Source organism: Psychrobacter sp. UBA6291 (assembly GCF_002439405.1).
In the GTDB taxonomy this organism is placed as follows: domain Bacteria; phylum Pseudomonadota; class Gammaproteobacteria; order Pseudomonadales; family Moraxellaceae; genus Psychrobacter; species Psychrobacter faecalis.
Genome location: NZ_DJUD01000076.1, coordinates 1 through 13,850, shown reverse-complemented (window position 1 = coordinate 13,850; position 13,850 = coordinate 1). Strand labels below are relative to the sequence as shown.

Below are 13,850 nucleotides of genomic sequence, written 5' to 3'. Positions count from 1 at the left end.
CTGGCTTTTTAATAAGCATGAGTTTTAAGATTCTCATAAGTGCCTTTAACCAAAATGTCATCCGTCACTTGATTGATATCGGTATGACCACAAAACGCCATGCTGATATCACACTCGTTATAAATAAGCTCTAGCGCACGGCGCACACCATCTTCACCATAAGCGCCAAGTCCATACAAAAACGCGCGACCAATCATCGTACCAGTAGCGCCTATAGCCATCGCTTTTAGTACGTCTTGACCGGAGCGAATACCACTATCGAGCCAAACCTCAATATCGCTATTTTCGGCTCGTACCGCTTGCACGATATCAGCGAGCGCGGCAATGGAAGACAACGCCCCATCAAGCTGACGGCCGCCATGGTTTGAAACCACCAACGCATCGGCACCGCTACGGGCAGCCATGATGGCGTCTTCAGGTTCCATGATGCCTTTGATAATGAGCTTGCCGCCCCACATATCTTTAATGCGCGCGACATCGTCCCAGCTTAGCGCCGGGTCAAACTGTTCAGCCGTCCATGCTGAGAGCGATGAGATATCCTCGACGTTTTTGGCATGACCGACGATATTACCAAAGCTATGCCGTTTGGTGCCGAGCATATTCATGCACCATTGCGGCTTGGTCATGAGATTTAATATATTACCAAGGGTAGGCTTTGGCGGCGCTGATAGACCGTTTTTGATATCTTTATGGCGTTGTCCGAGGACTTGTAAATCTGCGGTTAAGATAAGCGCGGAACAATTGGCCGCCTTAGCGCGGCGAATCAGGTTTGCCATAAATTCTTGGTCGCGCATCACATACAGCTGAAACCAAAACGGCGCACTGGTATTTTCTGCGACATCTTCGATAGAGCAGATACTCATGGTCGAAAGCGAGAAGGGCACGCCAAATTTCTCCGCTGCCCGTGCGGCGTGAATCTCGCCATCGGCCCACATCATGCCGGTAAAGCCAGTTGGGGCGATAGCAACGGGCATTTTGACTTTTGAGCCCAACATATCAGTGGCAAGCGAGCGCCCTTCCATATTGACCAGAACCCTTTGGCGCAATTTAATACGGTCAAAGTCGGTTTCATTGTTGCGATAAGTAGTCTCAGTCCATGAGCCTGAATCGACATAATCATAAAACATCCGTGGTACTTTACGCTCGGCAACACGGCGCAAATCCTCAATTTCCGTTATTTTTTTTAAATCTTTCATAAGTTTCTCATTATTATCATTTTTTACGTTGTCTGTTTTATTACGCTGCTAATAATTGCTGCAAATCCAACACTGAAAAAGGATAGTTCAAGCGTTTTGATGGCGTCAATATCGCAGGAATCGTAGTAGCAAACTCCATCATCAGCACCTCATCAAAATCAGCAATATCAACATACTGATAGCGTATCGGCTGCACCGCTTGAAATTGGCTAAGCAGCTGCTCAGCGATGTCACAAAGATGACAGCCAGTCGTCCCGAGTAGCCACCATTTATCTTGATTTTCAGCCGTACCAAGATTGGGATTGGTGGCAATCATGTGTGCCCGTAACATTGCTACCGTATTACCATTAGCCATATTTACACTCTTATTCTTATATCTATTTATCGCCAAGCGTTAGTTTTAAATTTTTAAAGAAAAATATTCATAGCATTTGGCAGTATTTACATAATAAAGAAATAGGGTAAATAATGACAGCGATTGTGAGATTAGGTAAGATGATCTGCTATTTATGATTAACGCGTTAGGGTTAACAGTTTATTATGTTGACTATTTTTTAACTACTTGGATATCGCTCGCATGGCAAGTTTTGGCACATTTCTCAAACGCTTATTACTGGCATTCATGTTGTTGGTGGTGGCTTTTCACATATTGGTCGCAGGTCTGCTACTGATTTGGAAGACCCAGCCGATTAATAATAGCATGTTTATGCTGACCCATCGTTTAACGGGTGGCACGGTCACGCAAACGTGGGCTGAGTATGACGCCATTGCCAAATCTGCCAAACAAGCAGCGATTGTCAGTGAAGATTCGACCTTTAGCCAGCATAATGGCTTTGATATGAAAGGCATTAAGGCGGCACAGAAAAAGAACGAAGAAACGGGCAAAATGTCAGCGGGCGGCTCAACCATTACTCAGCAATTGGCCAAAAACTTATTTCTTACCTCGCATCGCTCTTATACCCGTAAAGCTGAAGAAGCGATTATCACGGTGATGATAGAAACCTTTTGGGATAAACAGCGCATTTTGACCGCTTATCTCAATGTCGCTGAGTTTGGCAATGGCATTTACGGTATCGAAGCCGCCGCCCAGCATTATTTTGATAAATCAGCGGCCAATCTAAACCGTGACGAATCGGCTTTACTCATCGCCATGTTGACCAATCCAAAATACTACGAAGGTCATCAAAGTGACAAACGCTTGCGCAACAAACAACGTATCATTAAAAAACGCATGAAAAATGCCGTCTTACCGCAATCCGCTTAGAAAACGATTGGCTTACAATACAATCAGCTTAGATTGTCGGTTAGCATTAAATAGCGTTCATAAAAAATAAAAGATGACGGCATATCGATCACGTAAAGGATTAAAAAGGTGGCAGAGATGGTTAATAAGCAAAATAACGATCATGAAATTAACGATAGTATTGATGTTAGTACAAAAACGGATAGTGAACTCAGCACGAATCTGGTCAAAACAGAAGAAGAGCTAACAGCAAGCTCGAGCAAAGGATTGAGTGAAATAGACTGGCAGCGTTTCGACGATGGCAGCTATTCGCCGAGCAGCTATATCAATCGCGACTTGTCTTTGTTGCAGTTTCATCTGCGGGTGTTGGCGCAGGCGGCCAGTCCGCGCCATCCTTTGTTAGAGCGCTTGTTTTTCCTCATTATCTTTTCTTCCAACATGGATGAGTTTTTTGAGATTCGCGTCGCCGGTATCATGCAAAAACTCAATATGGGTGATGTCTCAACCAGCGCTCATGGTATGCGCCCAAGCGAGGTGCTCAGAGAAATATCTGCTGTCACTCATAAAGCCATCAGCGAGCAATACCGCATTTTAAATGAAGATATCCTGCCAGCCCTTGCCCAAGAAGATATTCGCTACTTAAAACGTGACGAGCTAACTCCTGAGCAATCGGCGTGGATGAAGCAGTATTTTACCGAGCAAGTTTCACCAGTCTTGACCCCGATTAGCATTGATCCGGCGCATCCATTTCCGAGATTGGTGAATAAAAGCTTAAACTTTATCGCCACGTTAGAGGGCAAAGATGCCTTTGGTCGTGATATCAATCTCGCCATTGTACCAGCGCCGCGCAGCTTGCCGCGTGTCATTCGTTTGCCTGATGAGCTAACGGGTGGTAAAGAGCATCATGTGATGCTATCGGCGGTGATTCATGAGCATATCGGTGAGCTATTCCCGGGGATGAATGTCACGGGTTGCCATCAGTTTAGACTAACGCGCAATGCCGATTTGGATTTGGCAGAGGATGTCGATGATATTGCCAAGGCACTAGAGGGCGAGCTTGAAAACCGCCGCTTTGGCGACAAGGTGCGTTTAGAGGTCACTACCGATTGCCCAGCGCCGATTAGTGATTATTTGCTCAATGAGTTTGAGCTACATGATAATCAACTTTACCGCGTCAATGGGCCGGTGAACTTAACGCGCTTGCTGTTTGATTTTAATATCCCAGCGCTGCGTTATCAGCCTTTTACCCATGTCGTCCCCAAACCGTTCCGCCGTGAAGTTGATAAGCTCGATAAAGCGACCAGTATGTTTGCCGCGATGCGTAAGAGCGATGTCTTGGTTCATCATCCGTTTCATGCGTTCTCGCCGATTATCAATCTATTGTGGCAAGCAGCAAGTGATCCAAAAGTGCTCGCCATTAAGCAAACGCTATATCGTTCAGGTACCAATTCAGAAATCGTTAAAGCCTTAGCGGCGGCGGCGCGCAATGGTAAAGAAGTCACGGCGGTTATCGAGTTACGCGCCCGTTTTGATGAAGCCTCAAATATCGCGGTGGCTAATTATCTGCAAGAAGCAGGCGCGGTGGTGGTTTACGGTATCGTCGGTTACAAGACTCACGCCAAATTGATGCTTATCATTCGCCGTGAAAACGATAAAATTCGTCGTTATGTGCATCTAGGCACTGGTAACTATCACGCGGCCAACGCCAAGGTCTATACCGATTATGGTTTATTTAGTGCCGATCCTGATATCTCAGAAGACGTGCACAAAATCTTCCAAGAGCTAACAGGCATGGGTAAACCGGCCAATCTAAAAAAACTCCTACATGCGCCGTTTACCTTGCATGAAAAGCTCATGAGCTTTATCGATGATGAAATTGCTCAAGCCAAAGCAGGCAAACGCGCTCATATTATCATCAAGGTCAATGCGCTGACCGAGCGCCGACTGATTGATAAATTGTATGATGCGTCGCAGGCAGGCGTTAAGATTGAGCTGATTTTGCGCTCCATGTGCTGCCTGCGCCCGCAAGTAAAGGATTTGTCCGAAAATATCACCGTCCGTTCTGTGATTGGGCGCTTTTTGGAGCATACGCGCATTTATTACTTTTATAATGCTGGCTATGAGCGCTTGTATTGCGGCAGCGCCGACTGGATGGACCGCAACTTATTCCACCGCGTTGAGGTGGCGTTCCCAATCGAAGACAAAAAGCTATTCAAACAAATTTATCAAGATGGTTTAATCAACTATCTACACGACAATACTCAGGCTTGGACGCTTGATGGTAATGGCGTTTGGCAGCAATTACAACCAGCGGCAGATGAAACACCGCATATCGCACAAGAGCATTTATTAAAGGTCATCAACGGCGTTGGCGAGACAACTTAGACTAGTTCTCAACAACCTTTTTAGATTCAATAAGCATTGAAAAGCCCAAATAAAAACTAAGCATCCGTATTTATCGGGTCTTGGTTTTTTTGTTTAACAGCACTTATAAAGTTGCGGAATAAATTACCAAAAAAGTAGCGCACTGATGAAAAGCAAGTTACAAGCTGTCGGCTAACCTCACATTTATTCACACATTGATACGGCAGTACACTGGTGAGCAGTCAAAAATTATTCTTATAATTAAGTTATACCTTGTCTCTGATAGCTGACAGACAGCAGTCTATATATCAATAATTTATAAAGAGCGAGCAAGGATAAGCTAATTATAGCTAGTACAATTTTATTATAAATAAATTACAAATAAGAGGAATTGCACCATGAGTAATACCAATAATGACACATCTGATGTAAAAAAAGCGGCAGAACAAGCAGATAGCCAACAAATCGAAAAAAACCTAACCGATAACAAGCAAGTCGATAAACCTGAAAATCTAAGCGAAGAGCAAAAAACGCCTTTTATCGAAGATGATTTGCGGACTGATAAATAATAAAACTAATCTGCTGCTCTACACCAAACGCGAGGCACACGCCATGAAAGACTTTACCCAACCTAATGATGAAGAACCGGTACCAATTGATGATCCAGCGGCATTAAAGCCAAAAAATCCTAAAGACAGTTACAAAGGTCGAAAGTACGAGCCGGATATTGATGGACCTGAGCAAGCATCACAGGAAACCGATGAAGTATATGTAGACCCACGTAAAGAAGAGGATTTGCCACCTGGTGGTAAAAACGTTGCTGATTTAAACGCTTATGACTTGTCTCAAAAGAATAATGAGTAAACGTGAGAACGATAAGCGAATTTACCATAACGATAAAAATAATAATTTAAAAAACAATAAGGACATTATGATGCAAGCCAAAGATATGCCAACCAAAGATATGCCAACCAAAGATATGCCAACCAAAGATCCTGAATTAACCAAAACTCGTATTCAGGAGACTGATATTCGAGAAACCGCTATTACAGAGAATGAGGTTCATTCATCTGTTGCTCATGATGAAATCGAAGACAATACTAGAGTCAATAAAGGAACCGATACCTTTAAAGAAGGTGTGATAGAAACAGAGCATGTAAACAAAAATGACAATCCTGCGCGTCAGCCAGATCGCCGCGATCAAGAAGGTAATGCTTTCGACGAAGGGATAAATGAGCATACCACCATGCCTGAAGCGGCCAAAAGCACCGATATAAACGATTTAAATCGCTATGCCAATGTCGATAATGCGCAAACACGCGTACTAAATCCTGACGAAAAAGATTTCTAATAGTTAAGATGAAAGGTGTTTAGCGTGGCTAAGAGTGCTAGCAAATATAGATAGCTATTTTTTATATACTAATAATTATAAAGAGAAGGCCTATGACTATACAAAACGACAAGAACGTTAATGCTACGGACGTTAATGATAAGGATGTTGATGTGCATCAGCAAAAGCTGAATCATCCAGAAAATAACTCTAATCTAAAAGATGCCGATGACAATAATGGTATTGTACCTGACGATGCCCTGCAAAAGGTCAATCCGGCAGAAGCAGAACGGTTGACGGATGACCACGATCCCCATCATGTGGTAAAAAATCACAAACAATATGATACTTCGATAACCGAAAGCGATAAATAATGGCTTTCAGAACAATAAAAGATTGAATGAAATAAGAAACGGATAATTTATAGTGGCGCTTTAAGTAAAATTTATAGTGTCGCTTTAAGTAGTAAGATTTAAAAATGTTTAACCCTTAGCAAGAATTTATACGCTAACGGTTAAACCTTTTTTATTTCAGGTGAAAATTAATAAGATGCTTAGATAATTAAGCAGGGTTACCACTATGAAAGCGTAGCTCGCTATCTGGACTTGATATCAGCTCTGCTTCAACTTCTTTAAAAAAGGCGACACGCTCGTCAATGTTATCCTCAGCTAATGACTGGGCTAATGCCAAATAATCCTCAAAGTGGCGACTTTCTGATTTAAGTAAGTAGCGATAGTATTTCGCCAATCGTTCATCATTAATGACTTCCGCCAGCGCCGCAAAACGCTCACAAGAACGTGCCTCGATAAATGCCCCAATAATTAAGACATCTACCATCGCGGCTGGCTCGTAGGTACGTTTATGCTTGAGCATGCCTTTGGCATAACGTCCAGCGCTCAGATATTTCCATGCTTGCCCGCGCTCATTCATGATGCCGAGCACTTGCTCATAATGCAGCATCTCCTCGCGTATCAATTGTGCCAATTTGCGCTGTAAGTCATAAGAAAACTCATAACGAAAGATTAAATTCATCGCCGTACCAGCCGCTTTTTTTTCGCAGTTGGCATGGTCTTGAATGATTAACGGCAAATCCGCAAGGGCAGCATCGACCCAAGCCTGCGTGGTACGTGCGCCTAAAAATTCATAAATAGGCGATAGGTCTACTTTTAGTGGCGTTCTTAATTGCGCGATATCGACACTGTCTTCTTGAGTGCTGTCTTGGTCAGCGTCATTATTTTGAGTTAGCGTTGCAAGATTTTGGGTAGTAATAGTCATAGTTTTTCGGACTTTTTAAAGAGTAGATGTAAGGCAGTATTTATTAAACAATAATAAAAAGGCTTAAGAGTGAGAGCTATTATAACGACTATAACGGCAAATATTTTTAATGGCGCTTGGCATTTCTGGCATGATAGATAATCAGGTAAGCTTGGTACTTTCAAATGCTTTGGCTTAACAGATAACTATTAAGCATAATTTGATGTAGTAATGATTACTTACGGTTTATACCTCATTTCAATTCTAGCGCTTAAGCAGACTATTTACCACACCTAAAGCTATATGGCTTATAGGGTATCATTTATAGACAGCCTAAGTATTTACTTAATGAATGGTCTTTCCTTGTTTATTTCATTATTTGATAGTAGGATGAGATTTTGCTTTTAGAATATCTTGTCTTACTATTATTATCAGTTAATAGCTAGCCAATCGGTATTATATCAACTATCCATGCCAGCGCAAAAAGTAACGCTTAGCGCCCTAGCATTGGCTTTGCACTGCACTAAATAGTAGCATTATAGATAATAGCAATCCGGGATTAACACACTTCACGAACAGATAAGGATAACAATATGAGCCAGTCTTCTAACGCCAATCGTATTCAAAAGGGCATTCTTGCCATCGATAAGCAGATGTTCGATTTTATTGAAAACGAAGTGCTGCCGAAAGTCGGTGTTGATTCAGACAGCTATTGGTCAGGTTTTGAAAAGGTTATTAAAGAATTTACGCCGCGTAATAAAGCGCTACTCGCGACCCGTACCAAAATTCAGAAGCAAATTGACCAGTGGCATCTCGACAATCCTGCCAAAAATGGCGATATTGATTACCCAGCTTATAAAGCGTTTTTACAAGAAATCGGCTACTTACTACCAGAAGGCGATGATTTCAAAGTCAGCACCCAAAACGTCGATGATGAGATTGCCCATATCGCAGGCCCGCAGTTGGTGGTGCCAGTCCGTAACGCGCGCTATGCATTGAACGCAACCAACGCTCGTTGGGGCAGCTTGTACGACGCCTTGTACGGCACAGACGTCATCAGCGATGAAAATGGTCAAGAAGCCAAAGGTGGCTATAACCCAACGCGCGGCGCCGCTGTCGTCGCCTATGCCAAAAAATTCTTAGATGAGAACTTTGCATTAGCATCAGGCTCATACACTGATGCTACTGGCTTTAAAGTTGTCGATGGCAAGCTTGAAGTCGTACAAGGCGATAGCAGTACTGAATTAAAAGATGCCGCTCAGTTTGCAGGTTTTGTCGGCGAGGCTGAAAGCCCAACTGGTATTTTGTTAAAAAACAACAACCTACATGCTGAAATCCAAATCGATGGCAGCCATCCAGTGGGTAAAGACGACCCAGCTAACATTAAAGACGTATTACTTGAATCTGCTATCACGGCCATTCAAGATTGCGAAGACTCAATCGCTGCCGTTGATGCCGAAGAAAAAGTAGAAGTGTATCGTAACTGGTTTGGTTTGATGAATGGCGACTTGCAAGAAACCTTTGAAAAAGGCGGCAAAACTCGTACGCGTAAACAAAACCCAGACCGCGAATACACCACGCCAGATGGTGGCGCACTTATCTTACCAGGTCGCTCGCTACTATTGATTCGTAACGTTGGTCACTTAATGCAAAACCCGGCTATCTTGGTTGATTTGGGTAACGGTCAAGAAGAGATTTTTGAAGGCTTAATGGATGGTTTGATTACTCCGCTATTGTCTTTAAATGATTTAAAAGGCAAAAACGAGCTATCAAACTCGCGCAAGGGCTCGATGTATATTGTTAAGCCAAAAATGCACAGCCCTGATGAAGTCAAAATGGCGAACGATTTGTTTAACGCTGCTGAAGACTTATTAGGCTTAGAGCGTAATACCATAAAAATTGGTGTGATGGATGAAGAGCGCCGCATGACGGTTAACCTCAAAGAAGCCATTCGTCAAGCAAAAGAGCGCGTTATCTTTATCAATACGGGCTTTTTAGACCGTACGGGTGATGAGATGCACACCAGTATGAACGCCGGACCCTTTGTCCGTAAAGGCGATATGAAATCGCAAGCATGGCAACCCGCTTATGAGCAGTGGAACGTTGATATTGGTTTAGAAACTGGCCTGCAAGGCCACGCTCAAATTGGTAAAGGCATGTGGGCGAAGCCTGATGAGATGAAAGAGATGATGGAAAGCAAAATAGCGCACCCACAAGCGGGCGCTAGCACAGCTTGGGTTCCATCCCCAACGGGCGCTACTTTGCACAGCATGCATTACCATGAGGTCAATGTTGCCGATGTACAAGATAGCCTAAAATCCCGTGAGCGTGCCAGCTTAGATGATATCTTGACCATTCCATTGGCCAAAGATACCAACTGGACAGAAGAAGAAAAGCAGCAAGAGCTTGATAATAACGCTCAAGGTATCCTAGGTTATGTCGTACGCTGGGTAAACCAAGGCGTTGGCTGTTCTAAAGTACCAGATATCAATGATGTAGGTCTAATGGAAGACCGTGCAACCTTACGTATCTCAAGTCAGCATATCGCTAACTGGTTGCATCACGGCGTGGTAAGCGAAGAGCAAGTCATGGATACCATGAAGCGCATGGCAAAAGTCGTCGATGAGCAAAATGCGGGCGATAATGGCTATCAGCCAATGGCCAATAACTTCGATAATTCTTACGCCTTTAAAGCTGCCTGCGATTTGGTCTTTAAAGGTCGTGAGCAGCCAAGTGGTTACACTGAGCCATTATTGCATCAAGCGCGTTTAGACTTAAAAGCCAATACGCATTGCTAGCTCCTTATTTATAAAAGCCATTAAAGGGCTACTTATCCATGGTTAAGTAGTCCTTCAATACTTAGTATTACTCAAGCATATTTAAAGCAATGTATTTCTTTTATTTATTTATAAAAGTTACCCCTATTTGCCAATGGCGAGTAGGGGTGTTTTTTTGTTTTTATCTAAATAATCGTTAAACCTTAGGTTAAGTATGGGTTTAAGGATTTTTCGTCATCAAAGACTTAAAAATATGTTGCAAATTATGTCAAAGTTGTTATGCTTGTAATCGAAGTATGAGTTTGGTAACGGATGTTACACAACAGAGCGATAAAGACCAGTATTTACATGGCAGTTACGATTCTAATCCCAGTTATGTAAGTCATGGTTTTTTTCATCTTACGGTAATAGCACTTCGCCACACTTGTTTCTGACTAATCTCGGTAGCCAGTTACACATTATATCTTTGAGGATTTGTGACGATACCATATTGGGCACCGGCTAATAATAGCTCGCTCATTACTAAAATTGTAAAGTGGAGATACCCCATGAAAAAACTACTTTTAGCTACAGCAATCGCTGCCTTATCTGTATCTGCAGCCAATGCCGCGCCAACTCTATATGGTAAAGCTTTTTTAGCTGCTGATTATGTTAATGCTGAGCTTGATGGTCCTGGTTACAATTATGATGAAGATACAGTAGAGATTAACTCTCATGCTTCACGTATCGGTATCAGAGGCTCTGAAGCCATGACTGCTAACACTGATGTTATCTATCAGTTAGAATACGGCACAAGCGTTGATGGTGATATTGATGGTTTCACTAACCGTGACACTTATCTTGGTGTTATCAACAAGCAGTTCGGTGAATTCCGCGTCGGTAAAAACCAGTCTACTTTAGACAGAATTAACAACGTTATCACTGCAGACAGTGGTTACTGGGATAACCTAGGTAGAAATAAATTAGAAAAGGGCGCTGTTGAAGCGTTGAATATGGCTGATAGTAGCCGTATCAAAAGCTCAATCATTTGGACTGCACCAAAATACGATGGTCTACCATTAGAAATCTCTGCAATGTACAACTCTGATGATCAGAATCGCAATGATAATTCTGGCTTTGGCGTTGCAGCTATGTTTGATCAAGGCACAGGCTTTACTGCTGGTCTTGCTTATGATAAAGACAATAACATCGTTGGTGATATCATTCGCGGTACCGCAACTGTAGATCTAGGTAAATTCATGGCTGCTCCTGTTACTTTAGGTGCGCTATACCAAGTAGCTGATTATGATTACAGCAAACCTGATCGTGTTGATGATATGAAGAAAGAAAAAGGTTTGATCATTAGTGCGTCAATGCCGTTGACTAACTTTGCTCGTCCAGCTTCTATCTATGCACAGTACAACAAAACTGACAACCTAGACGGTTGGGATAACGCTGATTCAGACCAGATCGTAGTTGGTGGTAAATACTTCTTTAAAGACAACATGATCATGCATGCTTATGCTGGTGTGAATAACGCTGATAATGTTAAAGCAGCATACAAAACTGGCGTAGATAACCTAGATAGAAATGTATATAAAGAAATCGATGGCGATGTAGAATTATTCGTAATTGGTACTGGTCTAGAATACAAATTCTAATCTAAGCATTAGAATCTGACTTTAAAAAACTCATCCTTCGGGGTGAGTTTTTTTGTTGTGGCCTTTTTAAGGCGGCAGTGGCGTATAATAGTCATGCTTATGATAAATATGCACGGATGCGGGCGAAGCGCTAAAACGGAGTGTTTTAAAGAGTTTGTGCTTTTGCCCTATATTTTGTAGCGTATTTTTAGTAAAATCCTTCTTTACCAATTACCGACAGAGTACTATGACCAAGTTTATATTTGTGACCGGTGGGGTAGTGTCCTCACTAGGAAAAGGTATTACCGCAGCCTCTCTTGCAGCAGTCCTTGAAGCACGCGGCGTGAGCGTGACGATGACCAAAATGGATCCGTATATCAACGTCGATCCAGGTACGATGAGCCCATTTCAGCATGGCGAAGTGTTCGTCACCGAAGACGGCGCCGAGACCGATTTGGATTTAGGCTACTATGAGCGTTTTTTACGCCATTCAAAGATGAGTAAGAGCAACAACTTTACCAGTGGCCGTATCTATCAAAACGTGTTGAATAAAGAGCGCCGCGGTGAATATTTGGGCGGTACGGTACAGGTGATTCCGCATATCACTGACGAAATCAAAAGTAAAATTCTTGCCAGTGGCCAAGGCTACGACATCGCCATTATCGAAATTGGCGGTACCGTTGGTGATATCGAGTCACTTCCCTTCATGGAAGCGGTTCGCCAAATGCAAGTAGAGCTAGGACGCAATCGTGCCATGCTGATGCATTTAACGCTGGTGCCTTATATTGCCAGTGCGGGCGAAACCAAAACCAAGCCTACTCAGCATTCAGTTAAAGAGCTACGTTCTATCGGTTTGCAGCCAGATATCTTGATCTGCCGCTCTGACCACCATATTTCACAAGACAATCGCCGCAAGATTGCACTATTTACCAACGTCGAAGAGCGTGCGGTTATCATGTGTGAAGATGCACAAAGTATTTACCAAATCCCGCGTACCCTGCATGAGCAAGATCTTGATGATTTAATCTGTGAGCGTTTTGGTCTTGATGTACCAGAAGCGGATTTAAGCGATTGGGATAAAGTCGTCGAAGCACAGCTCAATCCTGAAGCGACAGTGACGGTCGCAATGGTAGGTAAATATGTTGAATTGCCAGATGCTTATAAGTCTATCAACGAAGCTTTGCTACACGCTGGTATCACTCATAAAGCCGACGTCAAAATCGACTATATCGACGCTGAGCTGTTAGAAACCGATGATGCTTTATTTGCTCGTCTTAACGATGCCGATGCTATTTTAGTACCAGGCGGTTTTGGTGAGCGCGGTACCAATGGTAAAATGAAAGCCATTACTTACGCGCGCGAAAATAACGTACCTTATCTTGGTATCTGCCTTGGTATGCAGCTGGCGGTGATTGAATACGCACGTAATGTGCTACATATCGATGCCAATTCTTCTGAGTTCCATCGTACCGCAGCTGAACCTATCATCGGTTTGATTACCGAGTGGTTGGATGAGCGCGGCGAATTGCAGATTCGTAGCGATGATTCAGACCTTGGTGGCACCATGCGTTTAGGCGCGCAGCAAGCGGAACTGGTGGCGGGTAGTAAGCTTGCGCAAATTTACGGTTCAACCAATATCACTGAGCGTCATCGCCATCGTTATGAGATGAACAATCGTTATATCGAACCATTAGAGCAAGCAGGTATGACGATATCGGGTTATTCTGCTAAGCAGCATTTGGTTGAGTCGGTTGAGATTCCTAACCATCCTTGGTTTATCGCCGTACAGTTCCATCCTGAATTTACCAGCTCGCCACGCGGTGGTCATCCACTGTTTAACAGCTTTGTTAAAGCAGCAAGAAACTATAGCGATAATAAATAAGCATTATCGTACGACAGCTTGGTAACTATAAAAAAGACTGATCTTCGGATTGGTCTTTTTTTTGGCTTGAATTCAGACTTTTCTAATGACATTTTTTATAGGTACAGCTTTTATATCAGGCAGTTAAAATTATCAATTACGCTTGGATACTTTTTTTCATTGAGCTATCTAAAAGCGAAAGAGGA

Annotated in this window: 12 protein-coding genes; 9 read left to right on the top strand and 3 right to left on the bottom strand. The window is 42.9% G+C overall.

The genetic code is table 11. The features are described from left to right. Positions 1-8 precede the first annotated feature (8 nt). Both B3R91_RS13025 and B3R91_RS13020 read right to left on the bottom strand, forming a co-directional pair. On the bottom strand, positions 9-1,196 hold the full coding sequence (locus B3R91_RS13025; RefSeq protein WP_286798046.1) for an alpha-hydroxy acid oxidase: 1,188 nt from the start codon (positions 1,194-1,196) through the stop codon (positions 9-11). A gap of 40 nt (positions 1,197-1,236) precedes the next feature. Next, complete coding sequence (locus tag B3R91_RS13020; RefSeq protein WP_286798045.1) at positions 1,237-1,551, bottom strand: glutaredoxin family protein; 315 nt, start codon at positions 1,549-1,551, stop codon at positions 1,237-1,239. Positions 1,552-1,773: 222 nt separating this feature from the next. Here B3R91_RS13020 and mtgA point away from each other — a divergent pair, with 222 nt between their 5' ends. The 6 genes from mtgA (at position 1,774) to B3R91_RS12990 (ending at position 6,507) form a co-directional block, all read left to right on the top strand. Continuing rightward, positions 1,774-2,460, top strand: coding sequence for a monofunctional biosynthetic peptidoglycan transglycosylase (gene mtgA / locus B3R91_RS13015; protein WP_144297016.1), 687 nt, complete (start codon positions 1,774-1,776; stop codon positions 2,458-2,460). Positions 2,461-2,577: 117 nt separating this feature from the next. Next, the gene (gene ppk1, locus B3R91_RS13010; protein ID WP_227671128.1) at positions 2,578-4,824 is read left to right on the top strand and encodes a polyphosphate kinase 1; all 2,247 of its coding nucleotides are present in this window, start codon (positions 2,578-2,580) and stop codon (positions 4,822-4,824) included. 377 nt (positions 4,825-5,201) lie between these two features. Continuing rightward, positions 5,202-5,372, top strand: coding sequence for a hypothetical protein (locus tag B3R91_RS13005; RefSeq protein ID WP_180952588.1), 171 nt, complete (start codon positions 5,202-5,204; stop codon positions 5,370-5,372). A gap of 43 nt (positions 5,373-5,415) precedes the next feature. After that, positions 5,416-5,667: a hypothetical protein gene (locus B3R91_RS13000; RefSeq protein WP_068407143.1), complete on the top strand. Its 252-nt coding sequence runs from the start codon at positions 5,416-5,418 to the stop codon at positions 5,665-5,667. A 67-nt stretch (positions 5,668-5,734) separates the two neighbouring features. Then, positions 5,735-6,154 carry a hypothetical protein gene (locus tag B3R91_RS12995; protein WP_286798035.1) on the top strand — a complete coding sequence of 140 codons (420 nt, stop codon included), beginning with the start codon at positions 5,735-5,737 and terminating at the stop codon, positions 6,152-6,154. A 92-nt stretch (positions 6,155-6,246) separates the two neighbouring features. Next, positions 6,247-6,507 carry a hypothetical protein gene (locus B3R91_RS12990; RefSeq protein ID WP_102077668.1) on the top strand — a complete coding sequence of 87 codons (261 nt, stop codon included), beginning with the start codon at positions 6,247-6,249 and terminating at the stop codon, positions 6,505-6,507. A 187-nt stretch (positions 6,508-6,694) separates the two neighbouring features. Here the strand turns inward: B3R91_RS12990 and B3R91_RS12985 are convergent, their stop codons facing one another. After that, complete coding sequence (locus tag B3R91_RS12985) at positions 6,695-7,408, bottom strand: tRNA-(ms[2]io[6]A)-hydroxylase (protein ID WP_286798034.1); 714 nt, start codon at positions 7,406-7,408, stop codon at positions 6,695-6,697. Positions 7,409-7,980: 572 nt separating this feature from the next. Between B3R91_RS12985 and B3R91_RS12980 the strand changes: the two genes are divergently transcribed. From B3R91_RS12980 to B3R91_RS12970, 3 genes are all read left to right on the top strand, one after another. Beyond that, entirely contained in the window at positions 7,981-10,185 is a 2,205-nt protein-coding gene (locus B3R91_RS12980; RefSeq protein ID WP_286798033.1) for a malate synthase G, read from the top strand. Positions 10,186-10,712: 527 nt separating this feature from the next. Continuing rightward, positions 10,713-11,804, top strand: a complete 1,092-nt coding sequence (locus tag B3R91_RS12975) for a porin (RefSeq protein ID WP_286798031.1) — start codon at positions 10,713-10,715, stop codon at positions 11,802-11,804. Positions 11,805-12,030: 226 nt separating this feature from the next. After that, positions 12,031-13,665: a CTP synthase gene (locus tag B3R91_RS12970; RefSeq protein WP_286798030.1), complete on the top strand. Its 1,635-nt coding sequence runs from the start codon at positions 12,031-12,033 to the stop codon at positions 13,663-13,665. The last annotated feature ends 185 nt before the right edge of the window (positions 13,666-13,850 follow it).